This window comes from Microbacterium sp. NPDC003461 (assembly GCF_053588335.1).
Map to the genome: position 1 here is coordinate 16,254 of NZ_JBSFPT010000010.1, position 19,441 is coordinate 35,694.

Sequence of the window (19,441 nt, forward strand, 5' to 3'; positions counted from 1 at the left end):
GCGATCACCACCACGGAGCGCGCAAGGGCGGGCCTGATACGTGCCGCGGCGCTCGTTCTCTCGAGGTGCCCGGGGACCTCATGCCGCGGCGGCGCCGGAGTATGCCACGGAGCTCGAAGACCGCCGGGGTCAGTCGCCGAGGGCGGCGAGGCGCTCGGCCTCGTCGGCCTCGATGCAGGACTGGATGACGGGGTCCAGCGCGCCGTTCAGCACCGCGTCGAGGTTGTACGCCTTGTAGCCCGTGCGGTGGTCGGCGATCCGGTTCTCGGGGAAGTTGTAGGTGCGGATGCGCTCCGAGCGGTCCATGCCGCGGATCTGCGACTTGCGCGCATCGGCCGCGACGGCCGCGAGCTCCTCCTGCTGCCGGGCGAGCAGGCGGGCGCGCAGCACGCGCATGCCGGCCTCGCGGTTCTGCAGCTGCGACTTCTCGTTCTGCATCGACACGACGATCCCGGTCGGGATGTGCGTGATGCGCACGGCGGAGTCCGTCGTGTTCACCGACTGCCCGCCGGGGCCGGACGAGCGGAACACGTCGATCTTCAGGTCGTTCGGATCGATCGCGATCTCCTCGGGCTCGTCCACCTCGGGGAAGACGAGCACGCCGGTCGTCGACGTGTGGATGCGGCCCTGCGACTCGGTCGCCGGCACGCGCTGCACGCGATGCACGCCGCCCTCGTACTTCAGGTGCGCCCACACGCCCTGCGCGGGATCGGAGGACGATCCCTTGATCGCGACCTGCACGTTCTTGTAGCCGCCGAGATCCGACTCGTCGCGCTCGAGGATCTCGGTCTTCCAGCCGCGCGAGGCCGCGTACTGCAGGTACATGCGCAGCAGGTCGGCGGCGAACAGCGCGCTCTCGGCACCGCCCTCGCCCGCCTTGATCTCCATGATCACGTCGCGGGCGTCGTCGGGATCGCGCGGGATGAGCAGGCGCCGCAGCCGCTCCTGCGCCTCGGCGAGCCGCTCCTCGAGCGCGGGGATCTCGTCGGCGAACGCCTCGTCCTCGCGGGCGAGCTCGCGCGCGGCCTCGAGGTCCTCCCCCGCGCCGACCCACGCCTGGTGGGCCGCGACGATGCGCGACAGCTCGGCGTAGCGGCGGTTGACGCGCTTGGCGCGCGCGGCGTCGGCGTGCACCGCCGGGTCGGAGAGCTCCTCCTGCACCCGGCGGTGCTCGTCGATCAGCGCATCGACGGACTCGAACACGCGCGGATCAGCGGATCTGGTTCTCGTCGCCGGAGGAACGCCCGCCGGCCGAGGGGATCGACTTCTGCATCTGGACGAGGAACTCGACGTTCGACTGCGTCTCCTTGAGCTTCTCGAGGATGACGCCGAGCGCGTGCTGCTGGTCCATGCCCGCGAGGGCCCGGCGCAGCTTCCACGTGATCTTGACCTCGTCGGGGCTCAGCAGCATCTCCTCGCGGCGGGTGCTCGACGCGTTCACGTCGACCGCCGGGAAGATGCGCTTGTCGGCGAGCTGGCGCGACAGGCGCAGCTCCATGTTGCCGGTGCCCTTGAACTCCTCGAAGATGACCTCGTCCATCTTGGATCCGGTCTCGACGAGCGCCGTGGCGAGGATCGTGAGCGATCCGCCGTTCTCGATGTTGCGCGCGGCGCCGAAGAAGCGCTTGGGCGGGTACAGCGCCGACGCGTCGACGCCGCCCGAGAGCACGCGGCCCGACGTGGGGGCCGACACGTTGTAGGCGCGGCCCAGGCGGGTGATCGAGTCGAGCAGCACGACCACGTCGCGGCCCAGCTCGACGAGGCGCTTGGCGCGCTCGATGGCGAGCTCGGCGACCGTCGTGTGGTCCTCGGCGGGGCGGTCGAAGGTCGAGGCGATGACCTCGCCCTTCACCGTGCGCTGCATGTCGGTGACCTCCTCGGGGCGCTCGTCGACGAGCACGACCATGAGGTGGACCTCGGGGTTGTTCTGCGCGATCGCGTTCGCGATCTGCTGCAGCACGATCGTCTTGCCCGCCTTCGGGGGCGCGACGATGAGGCCGCGCTGGCCCTTGCCGATCGGCGCGACGAGGTCGATGATCCGCTGCGTCAGCTTCTCGGGCGCCGTCTCGAGGCGCAGGCGGTCCTGCGGGTACAGCGGCGTGAGCTTGCCGAACTCCACGCGGTCGGCCGCGTCGTCCACCGACAGGCCGTTGATCGAGTCGACCTTGACCAGGGCGTTGTACTTCTGGCGGCCCTGCTGCTCGTTCTCGCGGGGCTGCTTGATGGCGCCGACGACGGCGTCGCCCTTGCGCAGGTTGTACTTCTTGACCTGGCCGAGCGAGACGTACACGTCCTGCTGGCCGGGCAGGTAGCCCGTGGTGCGGACGAACGCGTAGTTGTCGAGCACGTCGAGGATGCCCGCGATCGGGATGAGCACGTCGTCCTCGCCGATCTCCGGCTCGAACTCGTCGCTCTGGGCGCCGCGCGTGCGCTTGTTGCGGCGGTTGCGGTCCTCCTGCGGCTGCGCCTGCGCCTCGGGCTGTGCGCCGCCGTTCTGCGGGCCGTCGCCCTTGTTCTTGTTGCGGTTGCGGCTGCGGCTGCGGCGGCTGCGGCCGCGACCGGAGCCCTCCTCGCCGTCGCCGTCCTGCTCGTCGGCCGACTCGGCGTCGTTCTTGCGCGCGTCGCCCTCGGCCTGCTCGGCCTGGGGCGCCTCGGCGGCGTCGTCGCTCTTCGCGGCCTTCGCGCCGCGGCCGCCCTTGGTGCGCGGGGCACGGGCAGGCTTCTCGGCGGTGTCGGCCTCGGGCTGCTCGGCCTTGTCGGCCTCCGGCTGCTCGGCCTTCGCGGCGTCGGACTTCGCGGCGTCGGCCTGGTCGGCCTGCGGCGCCTCGGGCTTGTCGCCTTCGGGCGCCTCGGCGGGCTTCTCGGCCTCGGCGGCCGCGGCGGCATCGGTCTCGGCGGCCTTGCCGCGGCGGCGCGGGGCGCGCTTCGGCTTCTCGGCCGGCGCCTCGGCGGGCTCGGCCGCGGCCTCGGCGGCGGCGGGCGCTGCCTGCTCGGCCGGAGCCTCGGCGGCCGGCGCGGCCTGCTCGTTGCCGGTCGCCTCCACGGCGGCGACGGTGGACGCGGCCTTGGCGCGGCGCGGCGCACGCTTGCGCGGCGCCTTCGCCGGGGCCTCGGTGGCCTCGGCCGTGCTCGCCTCGGGGGCGGTCTCGGCGGTGGCGGGAGCGGTGACGCTCTCGTCGCCCTTGGCCTCGACGGCTTCGGACTGGATCTCGGAGATGGACTCCAACGTGACTCCTCATCGGGTCGTGGATTCTCAGCCAGCCGCAGGGGGATCCGTCAGACGGGATCCACCGTGCGCGCGCCACGTCGTGCGCCGGTCAACCGGTTGCCGCACCGAAGAGAACACACTCGGGCGGACGGTGGGGTGACCGTGCGGGGCTTCGCAGATTGCGACGGAGGTCAGAATTCGTGCTCTGAGGCACCCTCCGCTGTGATCCTCACTGTACCACCTCGGCGCGGCGCCGACGGCGCTTGCCACGGTCGCTTCACCTCCACGCCTCCGGCGCTGACGTCCAGCAGCGGGAGGCTCAGCGCAGCGCGGCCGAGGCGATGTAGTCGCGCAGCGCGCTCGCGTCGTCCGGCATCTCCACGACGCGCTGCGGCGCGGACATCATCTGCTGCAGCTCGGGCGACAGCTCCAGCTCGACGCCGATCGCCTCGCGGATCGTCTCGGCGAACTTGTGGGGCTTGGCCGTCTCGAGCACGAGCATCGGCACGCCCGGCTCCACGAACTCGCGCGCCACCTTCACGCCGTCGGCGGTGTGCGGATCGATGACGTCGCCGGTCGCCTCGTGCACGGATCGGATGGTCGCCAGCCGATCCGCGTGCGTCGACGTGCCGCTCACGAGGCCGAACTCCCCGGCGAAGCGCGGCTGCTCGGACGAGAAGTCGAACGATCCGCCCTCCAGCTCGCGCCACGCGTCGACGACGCGCGCGGCGTCGCGGCCGACGAGCTCGAAGATGAAGCGCTCGAGGTTCGACGCCTTCGAGATGTCCATCGACGGGCTCGAGGTCGCGAGCGTCTCGGCGGCCCCGCGCGGGCGGTAGACGCCCGTGCGGAAGAACTCGTCGAGCACGTTGTTCTCGTTCGTCGCGAGCACGAGGCGGCGGATCGGCAGGCCCATCTGCCGCGCGTAGAAGCCCGAGAGGATGTTGCCGAAGTTCCCCGACGGCACGGTGAACGACAGCTCGGTCCAGCCGCCCGCGTCGGTCGCGCGCAGCCAGGCCCAGAAGTAGTAGACGACCTGCGCCGTGATGCGGGCGAGGTTGATGGAGTTCACGGCGCCGAGGTGGTGCGCCCGCTTGAACTCCAGGTCGCCGGCGAGCTGCTTGACGAGGTTCTGGCAGTCGTCGAAGACGCCGTTGATCGCGATGTTGTGGATGTTCGGGTCGTCGAGCGAGAACATCTGCGCGCGCTGGAACGCGCTCATCCGGCCCTGCGGCGACAGCATGAACACCGCGATCCGCTCCTTGCCGCGCAGCGCGTGCTCGGCGGCCGATCCCGTGTCGCCCGACGTGGCGCCGAGCACGTTGAGCACCGATCCGCGGCGCTCGAGCGCGTACTCCAGCACCTGGCCGAGGAACTGCATGGCGAGGTCCTTGAACGCCAGGGTCGGCCCCTCCGAGAGCCCGACGAGCTCGATGCCGTCGCCGATCGCCCGCAGCGGGACGACCTCGCCGGGGAAGGGCTCATAGGCCGCTGCCACCATGCGCGCGAGGTCGCGGCGCGGAATGTCGGTCGCGAAGAGTGCGAGGATCTCGGTCGCCAGCTGCGGGTAGGTCAGCGCGCGCCAGCGCTCGAGCGTCTCGCCGTCGACCTCGGGCAGCTCGGCCGGCACCGAGAGCCCGCCGTCGGGGGCCAGCCCCTCGAGCAGGGCCTCGCTGAACGACAGCGGCTCGCCGCCGCCTCGGGTGGAGAGGTAGTTCATCGATCCGGCGCTCCTCGGGTCAGCTGTCGCGACATGTCCATTCTGGGGTCGTCGGACGCGTGTGTCGTGCCGCCCATGAAGTCCACGGCCAGCATGAGCGCCTGCCACGACCCCTCCGCGGCCTCCTCGGCGACGGCGGCGGCCTCGAGCCGGCGACCGGGTCCGTCGGCGAGCACGAGCACGCTGGGCCCGGCGCCCGAGACGACGGCCGCGAACCCGCGGGCGCGCAGCGCGCCCACGAGCGCGAAGGTCTCGGGCATCGCCTGCGCGCGGCGCTCCTGGTGCAGCTTGTCCTCGGTGGCCGACAGCAGCAGGTCGGGGCTCTGGGTGAGCGCCGCGATCAGCAGCGCCGAGCGCGACACGTTGAACACGGCGTCCTCGCGCGAGACCTCCGCCGCCAGCACGCTGCGCGCCATCGACGTCGACATCGTGCGATCGGGCACGAACACGACGGGCGCGACGCCGCGGTGCACGAGCAGCTTCTTGTGCTGCGGCACCCCGTGCTCGGTCCACGCGATCGTGAGCCCGCCGAACAGCGCGGGCGCGACGTTGTCGGGGTGCCCCTCCAGCTCGGTCGCGAGGCGCAGCAGGTCGGCGTCGGTGAGCCGCCCGCCGAGCAGCCCGTTCGCCGCGAGCACGCCCGCCGCCACCGCGGCGCCGGACGACCCGAGCCCCTTGCCGTGCGGGATGCCGTTGTGCGCGACGATCCGCAGCCCGGGGGCGCGCTCGCCGGCCGCCTCGAAGCAGTACCGGATCGTGCGGGCGATGAGGTGCGAGTCGTCGCGCGGGATGTGCGCCGCGCCGCTGCCGGTGACCTCGATCTCCAGCTCGCCCGGCGCGAGGGCGGTCACCTCGACCTCGTCGTACACGCTGAGCGCGAGGCCGAGCGTGTCGAAGCCGGGGCCGAGGTTGGCGCTGGTCGCCGGGACGCGCACGTGCACGGTGCGCGGCGCGGCGGGCGCGGCGCTCATTCCCCTTCGACGCGCAGCACGGAGACCACGCGCTCGACGGCGTCGCTGGCGGCCAGGCGCGCGACGGTGTCGCTCAGCGACTGCTCGCGGGCGCGGTGGGTGCCGATGACGATCGACGCCGTGTCGCCCTCGCGCTGGCTCTGATCCACGGTGGCGACCGAGACGCCGCCGTCGGCGAAGACGCCCGCGATCGTCGCGAGCACGCCGGGCTCGTCCGTCGCCTCCAGGCGCACCTGGTAGCGCGTGAGGATCCGCCCGATGGGCGCGGTCGGCAGGCTCATGCGCGGCGATTCGCCCACGCCCACGCCGCCGGCGATGTGGCGGCGGGCGGCCGAGACGACGTCGCCGAGCACGGCCGAGGCCGTCTGCAGCCCGCCGGCGCCGGCGCCGTAGAACATGAGCGGGCCCGCGGCGGCCGCCTCGACGAAGACGGCGTTGTTGCCGCCGTGCACGCTCGCCAGCGGGTGGTCGCGCTCGATGAGCGCGGGGTACACGCGCACCGAGATGGACTCCTCGCCGTCGTCGTCGAGGCGCTCGCACACCGCGAGCAGCTTCACGACGAAGCCGGCGCGACGGGCGCCCTCGATCATGTCGGCCGTGACGTTCTCGATGCCCTCGCGGTGCACGTCGTCGAGCGACACCTTCGTGTGGAACGCGAGGCTCGCGAGGATCGCCGCCTTCTGCGCGGCGTCGTAGCCCTCGAGATCCAACGTCGGATCGGCCTCGAGGAAGCCGAGCTCGGTCGCGATCCGCTGCGCCTCCTCGGCGCTCAGGCCCTCGCGATCCATCTTGTCGAGGATGAAGTTGGTGCTGCCGTTGACGATCCCGAAGATGCGCTGGATCCGGTCGCCGGCGAGCGAGTCCTTCAGGGGGCGGATGATCGGGATCGCGGCGGCGACGGCCGCCTCGTACGACACGCTCGCGCCCACCTGGTCGGCGGTGTCGAAGATCTCGGACCCGTGGGTGGCGAGCAGCGCCTTGTTGCCGGTGACGACGTCGGCGCCCGAGGTGAGCGCCGTGAGCAGGTGCGTGCGCGCCGGCTCGATGCCGCCCATCAGCTCGATGACGATGTCGCTGCCGACGATGAGGCTCTCGGCGTCGGTGGTGAGCAGCTCGCGCGGCAGCTCGACGTCGCGCGGCGCGTCGAGGTTCCGCACGGCGATGCCCGCCAGCTCCAGCTCGGCGCCGGCGCGCTCGGCCAGCTCCTCGCGGTGCGTGAGCAGCAGGTGCGCCACCTGCGATCCCACCGATCCGGCGCCCAGCAGCGCGACTCGGAGCGTGCGCTTCTCGATCATTCGGTCTCCTCGTTCGGGTGCGCGGCGCGGGGCTCGAGGCCCAGGTCGCGCGCGAGCAGGTCGTCGATGGTCTCGCCGCGCACGATGACGCGCGCGGATCCGCCCGACAGCGCCACGACGGGCGGGCGGGGCACGGCGTTGTAGTTGCTGGCGAGCGAGTGGCAGTAGGCGCCCGTGGCGGGCACGGCGAGCAGGTCGCCGGGGGCGATGTCGGCGGGCAGGTACTCGGCGTCGACGACGATGTCGCCCGACTCGCAGTGCCGGCCCACGACCCGCGCGAGGGCGGGCTCGGCGCCGCTCGTGCGCGACGCGATCCGCGCCGAGTACTGCGCGCCGTACAGTGCGGGGCGGGCATTGTCGCTCATGCCGCCGTCGACGCTGACGTAGAGGCGCGTGACGGCGTCGGAGACCTGCACGGGCTTGGTCGTGCCGACCTCGTACAGCGTGACGCCCGCGCGGCCGACGATCGCGCGGCCGGGCTCGAATGCGAGGTTCGGCACGGGGATGTCGCGGGCGGCGCACTCCCCCGCCACGGCGTCGACGATGTCGCCGGCGAGCTGCGCGATGGGGGTCGGGTGCTCGGCGCGCGTGTAGGCGATGCCGTAGCCGCCGCCGAGGTTCATCACGGGCACGTCGCCGCCCTCGAGCAGGCGGGCGTGCACGTCGACGAGGCGCGCGGCCGACTCGGCGAAGCCGGCGGCGCCGAAGATCTGCGAGCCGATGTGGCAGTGCAGGCCCATGAACTCCAGCTGCGGCAGCTCGCGGATGCGCGCGACGATCTCGGGCGCCTGCGCGAGGGGGAAGCCGAACTTCTGGTCCTCGTGCGCGGTGGCGAGGAAGTCGTGGGTCTCGGCGTGCACGCCGCTGTTCACGCGCACGAGCACGCGCTGTACGGTGCCGAGGCGCTGGGCGATGGCCGCGAGCCGCTCGAGCTCGATGGCGCTGTCGATCACGACGGATCCGATGCCGACCGAGACGGCGTGCTCGAGCTCGGCGACCGACTTGTTGTTGCCGTGCAGCCCGATGTGGAACGGATCGACGCCGGCCGCGAGCGCGATGGCGAGCTCGCCGCCGGTGGCGACGTCGAGGGCCAGGTCCTCCTCGCGCACCCAGCGGGCGACGGCGCCGCTGAGGAACGCCTTGCCGGCGTAGTAGACCCGCGCGCGGGCGCCGTGGCGGGCGGCGGCGTCGCGGAAGGCGGCGAGCACCTCGCGGGCCCTCGCGCGCACGGCGTCCTCGTCCAGCACGTACAGGGGCGTGCCGAAGTCGCGGGCCAGCTGCGTGGCGGGGATGCCGCCGAGGCGCAGCACGCCGTCGGCGTCGCGATCCGCGCCCGCGGGCCAGACGGCCTCGACGAGGTCGTTCGGGTCGTCGGGCACGGCGAGCCACTCGGGCACGACGGCCCCGGCGGGGCTGTGAGTCACCCGACGAGTCTAGGACGAGTCCGGCGGCGACCCCCGTCGCACTGAGCCTTATGCGCAGTCGCCGGGCTGCTGCAGCGTCGGATCGTTCAGCAGCCCGCCGTCGAGCGCGAGGTGGGCGATGAGCTCGTCGCCCTCGACGGTCGCGTCCGTCAGCGTGATGCCGCGCGGCAGGCTGTCGGAGAGGCAGACGGGGATCGGCTGGGCGAGCGCGGCCGGCACGCCGGGCGGGAGCTGGCCGGGCAGCTGCTGCCCGCCGAGCGCGATCCCGGTGGGCGACAGCAGCAGGCGTCCGTCGGCCGCGGAGGGCTGGAGGGTGAGCTGCAGGGTGCCGAGGATCGGGATCTCGCCCGAGACGGCGACGTCGGGTTCGGCGACGGCGACCTGGGCGGCGTCGCCGAGGGCCTGCCACGCGGTGCCGGCGCTCGCGCGGCCGAGGAGGTTCTCGAGGGCGGCCGCGTCGAGGGCCGCGGTGGCGGAGGCGCGCTCGGCGGTTATGGCGCCGGTGTCGACGCCCTCGAGCGCGAGCCGTACGTCGGCGGTGAGGCCCTCGTACTCGACGCGCTCCCCCGTGACGTGCGCCTCGTCGATCCGGCCGCCGATCAGCTGCGGGATGACGAGCCCGGGGATCTCGACGTCGAGGTGCCCGACGCGGGCCCCGGCGTCGACGACGGCGTCCTCCACGCGGTCACGGATGACGGATCGGGCGATGGCCTCGCCGGCGACGAACGCCCCGGCCGCGACCGCGACGACCGCCGCGATCGCGACGATCCATTCCCACCGCCGCCGCTTCATACGTGCACCCTCTCATCCCGACCTTGGTCGCGGGTGCACGTCCCTGTTGCGGAACGACGCGCCAGAGGCGCGGGGAGGAAGCGGGCACCGCACGCCGGTCGACGAACCGCGCACCCGCCCATCGACCGAGGCAGGCACGCCCGATCACATGCGCTGGGGGGCGCTCACTCCCAACAGGGCGAGGCCGTTGCGGAGCACCTGGCCCGTGGCGTCGTTGAGCCACAGGCGCGTGCCGTGCACGGGCTCGACGGGCTCGTCGCCCTTGGGCGTGACGCGGCAGTTGTCGTACCAGCGGTGGTAGAGCCCCGCGATCTCCTCGAGGTAGCGGGCGACGCGGTGCGGCTCGCGCTGGTCGGCGGCGAACGCGACGAGGCGCGGGAACTCCTGCAGCGCGCCGAGGAGCGCGGCCTCGGTCTCGTGCGTGAGCAGCTCGGGCGCGAAGGTGTCGCGCGTGACGCCGGCGTCGACCGCGTTGCGCGCCACGTTGTGCGTGCGCGCGTGAGCGTACTGCACGTAGAACACCGGGTTGTCGTTCGTGCGCTTGCGCAGCAGCTCCGGATCGAGCGACAGCGGCGAGTCGGCCGGGTACCGCCCGAGCGAGTAGCGCAGGGCGTCGGTGCCGATCCACTCGCGCAGGTCGTCGAGCTCGATGATGTTGCCTGCCCGCTTCGACAGGCGCGCGCCGTTGACCGACACGAGCTGCCCGATCAGCACCTCGATGTCCGTCTCGGGGTCGTCGCCGGCCGCGCCGGCCAGCGCCTTGAGGCGGTGCACGTAGCCGTGGTGATCGGCGCCGAGCAGGTAGATCTTGTGCGCGAAGCCGCGGTCGCCCTTGCTGAGGTAGTAGGCGGCGTCGGCGGCGAAGTAGGTGTACTCGCCGTTGGAGCGGCGGATGACGCGATCCTTGTCGTCGCCGAAGTCGGTGGTGCGCACCCACACGGCGCCGTCCTCGTCGAAGACGTGGCCCTGCTCGCGCAGGCGCTCGACGGCCTGGTCGATGAGGCTGGGCGCGCCGTCGTGGAGCGTGCGCTCCGAGAACCACACGTCGAACTCCACGTTGAACTCGCGCAGCGACTTCTGGATCTCGGCGAGCTGCAGCTGGTACGCGACCTCGCGGACGGCGGCGATGGCCTCGTCCCGCCCGACCTCGGGCAGGTTCGGCAGGATCGTGGCGACGCGGGCGCCGAGGTCGTTGATGTACTCGCCCTTGTAGCCGTCCTCGGGGGCGGGCTCGCCCATGATCGCGGCGTACACGGAGGCGCCGAAGCGATCCATCTGCGCGCCGGCGTCGTTGATGTAGTACTCGCGCGCCACGGTGGCGCCGCTGGCCTCGAGCAGGCGGCCGATCGCGTCGCCGAGCGCGGCCCAGCGGGTGTGCCCGATGTGCAGAGGGCCGGTGGGGTTGCCGCTGACGAACTCGAGGTTGATCGTCTGCCCCGCGAGGGCGTCGTTGCGGCCGTAGGAGTCGCCGCCCTCGACGATGGTCTTCGCGAGCGCGCCGGCGGCGGCCGCCTCGAGGCGGATGTTGATGAAGCCGGGGCCCGCGACCTCCACGCCCGCGACGCCGTCGACGGCGGTGAGGCCGTCGACGATCTCCTGGGCGAGCTCGCGCGGGTTCGTGCCGAGCTTCTTGGCGAACTTCATGGCCGTGTTCGTGGCCCAGTCGCCGTGGTCGCGGTTCTTCGGACGCTCGAACGCGATGTCGGCGGCCGTGATCCCCAGGTCCTCGCCGGGGCGGCGTCGCTCGGCGATCGGCGCGAGGACGGCGAGCAGAGCGGCGGCGAGGGCATCGGGATTCATAGGCGTCAAGTCTATGGCGGTGCGGGGCGGGCGAACGCTGAGCGCGCACCTCGTTCGGCAACCGGTCGAGGGGTGCGCTGCGCCTCGCTCCGACGGAGCGGATGCCGGCCCGGTCGAGCCCGCCGCCCCCGGATGGGGTCAGGCGGCGCGGGGTGGCGGGGTCCAGTGCCATCGGAGGGGTGAGTGGGTGGGGAGTTCGACGGGTTCGCTGCCGTCGGGTGGGTGGAGCAGGAAGGGGCCGTTTCGGTCGCGGGTGATGCGGTGGCGGTGGTGGTGGAGGTTCATGTGGTGGAAGCGGCACAGGAGGATGCCGCGGTCGATGTCGGTGCGGCCGGCGTGGGCGGCCCATTCGTCGATGTGGTGGGCTTCGCAGTAGGAGGCGGGCATGTCGCATCCGGCCCACCGGCAGCCGCCGTCGCGGATGGCCAGGGCGATGCGCTGCTTCGGGGTGAACAGGCGCTGCTCCCGCCCGACATCGAGCGGGTTGCCGTGTGCGTCGACGGTCACCGGGACGTGACCGGTGGTGCAGATGGCCTGCTCGACCGCCGGGGCGGGGAGGGGGTGGCCGCCGTCCTCCGTGTATCCGGGACCAGGGCGGGCGGGTGCGGGAGCAGGGCTGTCGGTGTCTCCGATGCTGCCGCTCGCGGCACCGTCGGGTCGAGTCGGGTTGCAGGTCGCGTCGCGGGTGGGGTCGATGGTGACGACGCGGACGCCGGGCTGGCGGGCGCCGAAGACGGTTTCGGCGTCGGCGACGGCGCCGGCGCGGAGCACCCCGAGGATGAGGTCGTAGGTGAGCTGGTCGTTCGTCCGCGGGTCGTCGGTGAGCTGTTGCGCTTTCGCGGCCTCGTCGGGGTCGACGAACCGGGGACCGCCGCGGCGGGGCCGCAGGGCCGCGTCGATCACGGCCCGCATCCACGCCGCACCCTCGTCGTCGAACACGATCTTCGCGTGCTGGACGCCGTCCGCGTCCGTCCACATCCGGAACGCGCGTGCCTCGAACCGGGCCAGGAACCGCGCCTCGGCACCCTCCGGATCCAACCGGTCCCGCAACACCCGTGCCGCGGCGGCGAGATCCTCCACCGTGCACTCGGCCGCGACAGCGACCAGCTGCTCGGCCGCCAGTCGCCACGCCTCCACCGCCGCATCCTCCGCGCCGGCCGACGGCGAGTCCTCCGAGGGCGAGCCGGTGGGTGGGTGGCCGAGCCCGCGGAGGATCGCATCCATCTGCGCCGTAGTCACCACCCCGCTCAGCAGCGCCTGGTCGACCGGGTCATGCCACGGCCGCGCGGGCGTGGAGTCCTGCTCGGCCGCATCGCCGCGATCCGCGGCAGGGTCGAGACCCTCCGGCGCCGCACCGGGGCCGTTCCCGCCCAGCGCGGATTCCACCAGCGACTGCCCGACCCGCACCTGCCGGGCCGCGTCGCCGCGGGTGCCGCCGGAGAGCTCCTGCACGAGCGCGACCGCGTTGCGATGACCCCGACCCTGCGCCAGGCCCTTGTGCCCGGCCGCCCGTGACGAGCGCGCCGAGACCACGCCGGCGGCGACCGCGCGGACGCGTTCGGCGGTCTTGGCCAGGTCCGTCGCGACGGTCAGCAGGGCGAGCACGTCCTCGTCGGGAAGGGCCGCCACCACAGCGACATCCACCGGCGGCAGCGACGCGATCGCGCCTGCCCGGTCCTGGAAATCGCTGAGGAATGTCATACCCGCATCGTCCCACCGACCACCGACATCCGAACCCGCGGAACCCCCGACCAGGACCAGAAACGCGATTCTGTGGATAACCCCGTGGAAACGACGGCTGTGGACGAACCGACACCCGCACCGACCCCCCCGCCCCCCGCAGGAGGACTTGCCGTGGTCGCTTCATCTCCGGCGCTTCGCGCCTCCGTTCAGCAACCGATCGGGTGGGCGCTCCGGTCAGCAGCCGACCCGATACACCTCGGCACAGCAACCGCAGGAGGCTTGCGGTGGTCGCTTCATCTCCGGCGCTTCGCGCCTCCGTTCAGCAACCGATCCGGTGCAACCCGATTCAGCACCGAGCGCACGCCAGACCGCGCCCACGCCCCTCACGATCCGCCCGACACGATCACCCGCAGCGGGGTGCGCGCGACGCGGCCGGTCGCCTCGTTGCGGGCCAGGCCGAGGCGGCGCAGCCAGGTCTGGCCGTTGCGCTCGGCCGAGCGCTCGGCCCACGCCTGCCCGGCGAGGATCTCGACCGTGCCGCCGACCGCGATCCACATCGAGCGGTGGCCCGTCTCGTCGCTGCGCACGGGGCAGATGCGCCACGGGCGCGATCCGTCGATCGTCGCCTGTGCGTGGCTCAGGGCGCGCTCGGCCGAGGCGAAGCTGCGCGCGCTGATCGCCAGCGTGAGGTCGTCGGGCGAGACGAGCGTCCACAGGAACCGCGGATCGTCCGCCGCCGCGGGCACCCGCGTGATGCCGTCGAGGGGCGTCATCGCGAGCGCCGCGCGCCGCACCGACGCGCGGCCGGCGTGCAGGGCCCCGTCCCCTCCCGGATCGAGCACGATCAGCCGCAGCCCGCCGGCATCCTCATCCGCCGCGTCCGCAACAGGATCCGCCGCGTCGGCAACAGGATCGTCCGCGTCGGCAACAGGATCGTCGTCGATCCGCTCGCGCATGTCTCGGAGCATCCGCTCCCCCTCTCTCAGCCCGCGCTCCGTGCGCGGGCGGCGTAGTCGTTCGCCACGGCCGCGACGTCGTCCACGTACACCTCCAGGTGGTTGTACGAGAACACGGCCTCGCGCCACCCCTCGACCGTGGTCATCTCCCCCGACGCGCACAGGTACCGGGCGGCGCCGAGCGCGGCGTCGTCGATGTGATTCGGATCGGCCACGCCATCGCCGTTGCCGTCGGCACCCCAGTACGACCACGTCTCGGGGATGAACTGCATCGGCCCCACGGCGCGGTCCCACACGGTGTCGCCGTCCCACGCGCCGCCGTCGGTGTCGTGGATCGCCATCACGCCGTCGCCGTTCAGCGGCACGCCCAGGATCCGCGGGGTCACCCAGCCGTCCGCACCCACGGACGACCCGCCGTGGCGCCCGTGATCCGACTCGATCGCCCCGATCCCGGCGAGCGTGTTCCACCCGATGCCGCACGAAGGGTCCTCGGCCTCGACCGTGAGGTGCGCCGACGCGTAGGCGGCCAGCGCGCGGGCCGGGATGCCGGTGGCGGCAGACGTCTGCGCGAGCCAGGCGGCGTCGATGCGCGCGGCGGGGCCGGCGTCGGCCGCCGAACCCGAGACCGGCGCGTCGCCGGAGGGCACGGTGCCGTCGGGTCCGGTCACCGTGACGTCCGGCAGCGTTCCCGCCGGCGGGGGCACGTACTCGGCGCTCGACGCGGCGGGCGGCGACTGGCGCACGAGGTTGAGCAGCGCCACGGCGACGGCCGCGATGAACACGATGGCGAGCACCGTGAGCACGCGCGAGACCGCGACGCGCAGCATGCTCGATGCGCGGGTCATCCGGCCGCCTCCCCTGGGTCCTGCGGCACGGGCGTCTGCGTCGGCCCGGGCGTCGGCTGCGCCTCGACGCGGAGGCTCACCGTGACACCCACCCTCAGCACCGCGCCCGCGGCCGGCTCGCTGCCGGCGACCGTGGCGGCGGCAGACGCCGGCTGCTGGTCGGCCACGGCCTCGAAGCCCGCCGAGAGCAGCACCGCGATGGCGGCGGGCACGCTCATCCCCCGCACATCGGGCACGGTGTTGCGCCCGCTCGCGACCGTCACGTCCACCGCCGTGCCGGGCTCCGCCCGCGAACCCGGCTCGGGGCGCTGGCCGAGGACCCGGTCGGCGGCCTCGGCGGCCTCGACCCTGTTGACCGCGCCCAGGCGGAGCCCGGCCTGGGCGAGCGCCGCCTCCGCATCGGCGAGGGTGCCGAACAGGGTGGGGATCTCGACCTGGGCGGGCGCGGGCGGGGCGGACGTCGAGGGCTCGGGGGTGGGCGACGGCGACGACGACGGCGTCGGCGAGGCGGATCCGGGTGGCGGCGTCTGCGGCGTGCTCGGCGCGGTCGTGGGCTGGGGGCGCGGCCCCTCGGCCTCGGCGCCCGGCGAGCCGGCGAGGAAGGTGGCGCCGAGCGCGGCGACGGCGAGGATCGCGACCGCCCCCAGGCCCAGCAGCACGCCCGCGCCGCCGGCCCGCGCCCTCGCATCACGCACCGGCTCGGCGATGTCGTCGTCCGCGGGGCGCAGGTAGTCCAGGTCGCCGCCGCCGTCGGGGCGCAGCACCGACGTGGGGCCCGTGCCCTCCGCCGGGGCGTCCGGGGTCTCGACTACGGAAGCCGCGGCCACGGCGGCCGCGCCGGCCTCGGCGAGCGCGGCCCGGAACTCCGCCGCCGTGCGGAACCGGTGCGCCGGCGTCTTGCTCAGCGCGCGCGTGACGACCCGGTCGAACGGCCGCGCGGCGGGCGCGATGGCCGAGGGCACGGGAGGAGGGGCCGAGACGTGCGCCCGCATCACCTGCTCGACGGTCGTGCGGGGGAACGGCGGGCGACCGGTGAGGGCGTAGACGAGCACCGCGCCCGCCTGGTACAGGTCGCTGACCGAGCGCACGGGCAGCCCCTGCGCCTGCTCGGGCGACATGAAGTGGGCGTTGCCGACCACGTGCCCGCCGTCCTCCGCCCCCGCCAGGAGCACGTCGGAGCCGACCGTGGCACGCCCGGTCACGTCGGCGAGCCCGAAGTCGAGGATCCGCACCATGCCCGCGCTCAGCCCCGCGCCCGGCGCGCGGTCGCGGGCACCGTGCAGGATGACGTTCTGCGGCGAGATGTCGCGATGCACGAGACCGGCCTGGTGCGCGGCGCCGAGGCCGGCGAGCAGCCCGTCGACGACCGCGACCGCGTCGGCCGCGCCCAGCGGCCCGACGGCGTCGACGTGCTCGCGCAGCGTCGGCCCGGTGAGCAGCTCGAGCGCGATCCAGGGCATGGTGACACCCCCGGCATCGTGCAGGCCCGCGTCGTGCACCCGCACGATGTTCGGATGATCCAGCCGCATCGCCAGGCGGGCCTCGCGCAGGAACGCCTCCCGCGCCGCGTCGTCGGCGCACAGGTGCGGGTGCAACAGCTTGACCGCCACCTCGGCCCCGGTGGGATCGGCGGCCGCGAACACCGAGCCGGTTCCGCCCACCCCGAGCAGGTCGCCGAGCGCGTATCGCCCGCCGATCCGCTCCCCCGCGGCGTCCAGCGACACGACTATCCGAACCGCCCGTTGACGTAGTCGTAGGTGCGCTCGTCCTGGGGCTCGCTGAACATCGCCTCGGTGTCGCCGTGCTCGACGATGTGGCCCGGCGTGCCCTGGGCGGCGAGGAAGAACGCGCACTGCTGGCTGACGCGCTGTGCCTGCTGCATGTTGTGGGTCACGATGACGATCGTGACCTCCTTCTGCAGCTCGACCATCGTCTCCTCGATCACGCGGGTCGAGGTGGGGTCGAGGGCGGAGCACGGCTCGTCCATCAGCAGCACCTTCGGCTTCACCGCGAGCGAGCGCGCGATGCACAGGCGCTGCTGCTGACCGCCCGAAAGACCGCCGCCGGGCTGGCGCAGGCGGTCCTTGACCTCCTTCCACAGGCCCGCGGCCGTGAGCGACCGCTCCACGAGCTCGTCCCTCTCGTCGCGCGAGGCCCGGATGCCGGTGAGTTTCAGGCCCGCGATCACGTTGTCGTAGATCGACATCGCGGGGAACGGGTTCGGCTTCTGGAAGACCATGCCGATGTGCTTACGGGCGTCCTGCAGCTTCTTCTGGCGGTCGTAGATGTCCTCGCCGTCCAGCCGCACCTCGCCCGCGAGCGCGGCCGACGGCACGAGCTCGTGCATGCGGTTGAGGATGCGCAGGAACGTGGACTTGCCGCAGCCCGAGGGGCCGATGAGCGCCGTCACCTGGCCGGCGGGCATGGTGAGCGAGACGCGCTCGAGCACCTTGTGGGTGCCGAACCACGCGCTGATGTCGCGCGCCTCGAGCGTCGACAGCGGCGCGTCGGCGACGCCGAACGGGCGCGGCGGCGCGTCGAGGTCCGCGGCGGATGTGGCACTCGGCAGGACGTACGTCATGTCGTCGGTCGCCGGCGCGGCGACCGCGGGCGCCGGCTCGTCGACGCGCGGGGCGGGCGGCGCGACGATCTCGGCCTCGGGCTCGAGAGCGGGCGCGGCCTCGGGCTCGAGAGCGGGTGCCGTGCTCGCCTCCGCGCGGCGGGCGCTGCGGGTGGCCGCGGGCAGGACCTCGGTGAGGTCGTCGGCCAGCGGGTCGTGTCGGGAGGTCATGGGTATCGGATGTCCTTCGGGTGGAGGGATCAGGTCAGGTTGGGGAGGGCGTTCATCACCTGGTCGGCGGTGGCGAGGCCCAGGAACACGAGCACCGGCACGCCGACCGCCCATGCGTGCCAGCGGCCCCACGTGGTCCACAGCCACCAGGTGCCGATGCCGGCGGCGACGAAGAAGACGAGGTAGAAGAACGCGATGAACCACGCGCCCTGGTCCTGCCCCATCTCGTGCTCCGCCGGCGGCAGCGCCTTGAACGCGAGCACGCGCGCCGGGGTCTCCTGTGTCTCGGTCACGAGCTCGGCGTCGACGTACAGCACGCCCGAGGGGAACAGCGGCAGGCCGTCGGCGGTCTGCAGCTCCAGCCGACCCTCGCCCGCGCGCAGGGGCGCGGGCAGTGGATCGCCGGCCCGGCGCAGGCCGAAGACGCGGTACGTGTGCGTGCCCTGACCGGTGGTGATGGTGATCTCGTCGCCCGGCTCGAGGCGGTGCAGCTGCGAGAACGGTCCGCCGTAGGTGGTCTGCCGGCCGAGGATCACCGACGTGCCCACCTGCCCCGGCATGACGCTGTCGCGCCGGTGGCCGATGCCGGCGCGCAGGCGCTGCGCGTCGGTGCCCTCGACGACGACCTCCGACAGCCCGATCGCCGGCGATTCCAGGTGCGCGACGGGGGTGCCGGGGACGACGAGATCCTCGTTCAGATCGAGCTGCCCTACCGGGGTCTCGGCCTTGGCGAGCGAATCGCGCAGCGCGTCGTAGGCGATCTCCTGCGAGCGATGGTGCTGGAACGCCGAGATGAGCGTCGCGTGCACGACGAACCCGAACAGCAGCGCGGCGATCACGAGCAGCGCGGCTCCCGACCACCACCGCGCATCGCGGGGTGCCGGCGGGCGCGCGGCGGGCTGGGGCAGCAGCGACCGGCCCTTCGGGGCGCGGCGCCGCGGCGGCGCACCGGCCGCTCCTCCCGCCCGGCGCGGCGTGCGCCGGGCACGGCGCTTCGGGAGCACGGCGGTGACGGCGTCGGCGCCGGGCCACGCGCTCGTCTCGCCGGGCTGCGGGTCGTGCCGCGCGGGCGGTGCGTGCCGGGCGTCGGCTTCGGCCTGGTCGGCGCGGGGCCCGGTGGTGTCGACGGTCACGAGGCGACCGCCCCGAGGCCGGGCCCGCGCATCAGGCCGACGACGTACCACCCGCCCCACAGCAGCCCGGCGGCGCCGATGCCGCCGCCGGCCCACCACGCCCACACGGGGATCGTGGGTGCGTCGTCCCCGGCGGATGCCTTGTCGGAGGCGATGATGACATCCGCCAGGGCCGTCCCCTCGCACCAGCCCGTGAACTGCAGGGTGTGCGCACCGGGAAGCGTCTTGTCGGAGACGGGGAACACCGCCCGCACCGTGCCGGTGTCATCCGCCGTGAACGAGCCGATCAGCACCGGCTCGCTGAAGATCACCAGCTGCACCTGCTCGCCGGCGCCGAAGCCCGCCGCGGTCGCGGTGACGTTCTCGCCGGCGTGGTACACGCCCTTGTCGACCGTCGCCTCCTCGCCGCTCGTGGCCGGCTTCGTGGGCACCTCGGGCTCGGCCGGCGTGCACGAGGCCGCCGGCTCGCCGTCGGCCTCGGGCGCCGGTGCGGCCGCGCCGCCGCCCGAACCGCCGCGCGCGCCTCCGCCCGCGGGTGCGCCGCCGCCCGCCGGTGTGCCGTTCGGGGCGTCACCCCCCGTCGGCGGCGGGGACGCCGGCGGGTTGCTCGGCGGCGGCGATGCGGGCGGGCTGCTGGGCGGCACGTCCGGCACCGACACGGTGAGGTCGCCGTCGCTCGTGTCCTCGACCTGGGCGTGCGCGGACGGCGGGCCGGCGAACCACGCCAGGCCGGCGAGCAGCATCGCCGCGAGGCCCAGCGTGCGGGTGCGGGCAGTGATGGTCTTCATGTCTCGGTCTGCTCTCCACGTGGGGGTCGTGCGCT

At 73.7% G+C, this 19,441-nt stretch carries 15 protein-coding genes; all 15 read right to left on the minus strand.

Annotation, left to right across the window (positions count from 1 at the left end):
- Nucleotides 1-129 precede the first annotated feature (129 nt).
- A complete protein-coding gene (gene prfA / locus ACWDR7_RS05975; protein WP_449854012.1) occupies nucleotides 130-1,203 on the minus strand; it encodes a peptide chain release factor 1 in 1,074 nt (357 codons plus the stop codon).
- A gap of 7 nt (nucleotides 1,204-1,210) precedes the next feature.
- The gene (rho, locus tag ACWDR7_RS05980) at nucleotides 1,211-3,226 is read right to left on the minus strand and encodes a transcription termination factor Rho (protein ID WP_449854013.1); all 2,016 of its coding nucleotides are present in this window, start codon (nucleotides 3,224-3,226) and stop codon (nucleotides 1,211-1,213) included.
- 301 nt (nucleotides 3,227-3,527) lie between these two features.
- On the minus strand, nucleotides 3,528-4,928 hold the full coding sequence (thrC, locus tag ACWDR7_RS05985; protein WP_449854014.1) for a threonine synthase: 1,401 nt from the start codon (nucleotides 4,926-4,928) through the stop codon (nucleotides 3,528-3,530).
- Nucleotides 4,925-5,899 carry a homoserine kinase gene (gene thrB, locus ACWDR7_RS05990; protein WP_449854015.1) on the minus strand — a complete coding sequence of 325 codons (975 nt, stop codon included), beginning with the start codon at nucleotides 5,897-5,899 and terminating at the stop codon, nucleotides 4,925-4,927. The genes thrC and thrB overlap by 4 nt, the downstream gene beginning before the upstream one ends.
- On the minus strand, nucleotides 5,896-7,194 hold the full coding sequence (locus tag ACWDR7_RS05995; RefSeq protein WP_449854016.1) for a homoserine dehydrogenase: 1,299 nt from the start codon (nucleotides 7,192-7,194) through the stop codon (nucleotides 5,896-5,898). The genes thrB and ACWDR7_RS05995 overlap by 4 nt, the downstream gene beginning before the upstream one ends.
- Complete coding sequence (lysA, locus tag ACWDR7_RS06000) at nucleotides 7,191-8,618, minus strand: diaminopimelate decarboxylase (RefSeq protein ID WP_449854017.1); 1,428 nt, start codon at nucleotides 8,616-8,618, stop codon at nucleotides 7,191-7,193. Before lysA ends, ACWDR7_RS05995 begins: the two co-directional genes overlap by 4 nt.
- Nucleotides 8,619-8,666: 48 nt before the next feature.
- Nucleotides 8,667-9,410: an LmeA family phospholipid-binding protein gene (locus ACWDR7_RS06005; RefSeq protein WP_449854018.1), complete on the minus strand. Its 744-nt coding sequence runs from the start codon at nucleotides 9,408-9,410 to the stop codon at nucleotides 8,667-8,669.
- Between the two features lie 144 nt (nucleotides 9,411-9,554).
- The gene (gene argS, locus ACWDR7_RS06010; protein WP_449854019.1) at nucleotides 9,555-11,210 is read right to left on the minus strand and encodes an arginine--tRNA ligase; all 1,656 of its coding nucleotides are present in this window, start codon (nucleotides 11,208-11,210) and stop codon (nucleotides 9,555-9,557) included.
- Nucleotides 11,211-11,348: 138 nt separating this feature from the next.
- Entirely contained in the window at nucleotides 11,349-12,911 is a 1,563-nt protein-coding gene (locus ACWDR7_RS06015) for a DUF222 domain-containing protein (RefSeq protein ID WP_449854020.1), read from the minus strand.
- 365 nt (nucleotides 12,912-13,276) lie between these two features.
- Nucleotides 13,277-13,861: a hypothetical protein gene (locus tag ACWDR7_RS06020; RefSeq protein ID WP_449854021.1), complete on the minus strand. Its 585-nt coding sequence runs from the start codon at nucleotides 13,859-13,861 to the stop codon at nucleotides 13,277-13,279.
- 14 nt (nucleotides 13,862-13,875) lie between these two features.
- Complete coding sequence (locus ACWDR7_RS06025; protein WP_449854022.1) at nucleotides 13,876-14,694, minus strand: lytic transglycosylase domain-containing protein; 819 nt, start codon at nucleotides 14,692-14,694, stop codon at nucleotides 13,876-13,878.
- Nucleotides 14,691-16,418 carry a serine/threonine protein kinase gene (locus tag ACWDR7_RS06030; RefSeq protein ID WP_449854023.1) on the minus strand — a complete coding sequence of 576 codons (1,728 nt, stop codon included), beginning with the start codon at nucleotides 16,416-16,418 and terminating at the stop codon, nucleotides 14,691-14,693. Before ACWDR7_RS06030 ends, ACWDR7_RS06025 begins: the two co-directional genes overlap by 4 nt.
- 2 nt (nucleotides 16,419-16,420) lie before the next feature.
- A complete protein-coding gene (gene pstB / locus ACWDR7_RS06035) occupies nucleotides 16,421-17,194 on the minus strand; it encodes a phosphate ABC transporter ATP-binding protein PstB (RefSeq protein ID WP_449854064.1) in 774 nt (257 codons plus the stop codon).
- Nucleotides 17,195-17,514: 320 nt separating this feature from the next.
- The gene (locus ACWDR7_RS06040; protein ID WP_449854024.1) at nucleotides 17,515-18,618 is read right to left on the minus strand and encodes a sortase; all 1,104 of its coding nucleotides are present in this window, start codon (nucleotides 18,616-18,618) and stop codon (nucleotides 17,515-17,517) included.
- Entirely contained in the window at nucleotides 18,615-19,406 is a 792-nt protein-coding gene (locus tag ACWDR7_RS06045; protein ID WP_449854025.1) for a hypothetical protein, read from the minus strand. The genes ACWDR7_RS06040 and ACWDR7_RS06045 overlap by 4 nt, the downstream gene beginning before the upstream one ends.
- Between the last annotated feature and the right edge of the window lie 35 nt (nucleotides 19,407-19,441).

Bases quoted from the DNA above. Each gene is read 5' to 3' on its own strand.
- argS (WP_449854019.1), bottom strand. From the start codon at position 11,210: ATGAATCCCGATGCCCTCGCCGCCGCTCTGCTCGCCGTCCTCGCGCCG.
- ACWDR7_RS06020 (WP_449854021.1), bottom strand. From the start codon at position 13,861: ATGCTCCGAGACATGCGCGAGCGGATCGACGACGATCCTGTTGCCGAC.
- ACWDR7_RS05995 (WP_449854016.1), bottom strand. From the start codon at position 7,194: ATGATCGAGAAGCGCACGCTCCGAGTCGCGCTGCTGGGCGCCGGATCG.
- ACWDR7_RS06045 (WP_449854025.1), bottom strand. From the start codon at position 19,406: ATGAAGACCATCACTGCCCGCACCCGCACGCTGGGCCTCGCGGCGATG.
- ACWDR7_RS06025 (WP_449854022.1), bottom strand. From the start codon at position 14,694: ATGACCCGCGCATCGAGCATGCTGCGCGTCGCGGTCTCGCGCGTGCTC.
- ACWDR7_RS06015 (WP_449854020.1), bottom strand. From the start codon at position 12,911: ATGACATTCCTCAGCGATTTCCAGGACCGGGCAGGCGCGATCGCGTCG.
- thrB (WP_449854015.1), bottom strand. From the start codon at position 5,899: ATGAGCGCCGCGCCCGCCGCGCCGCGCACCGTGCACGTGCGCGTCCCG.
- thrC (WP_449854014.1), bottom strand. From the start codon at position 4,928: ATGAACTACCTCTCCACCCGAGGCGGCGGCGAGCCGCTGTCGTTCAGC.
- ACWDR7_RS06005 (WP_449854018.1), bottom strand. From the start codon at position 9,410: ATGAAGCGGCGGCGGTGGGAATGGATCGTCGCGATCGCGGCGGTCGTC.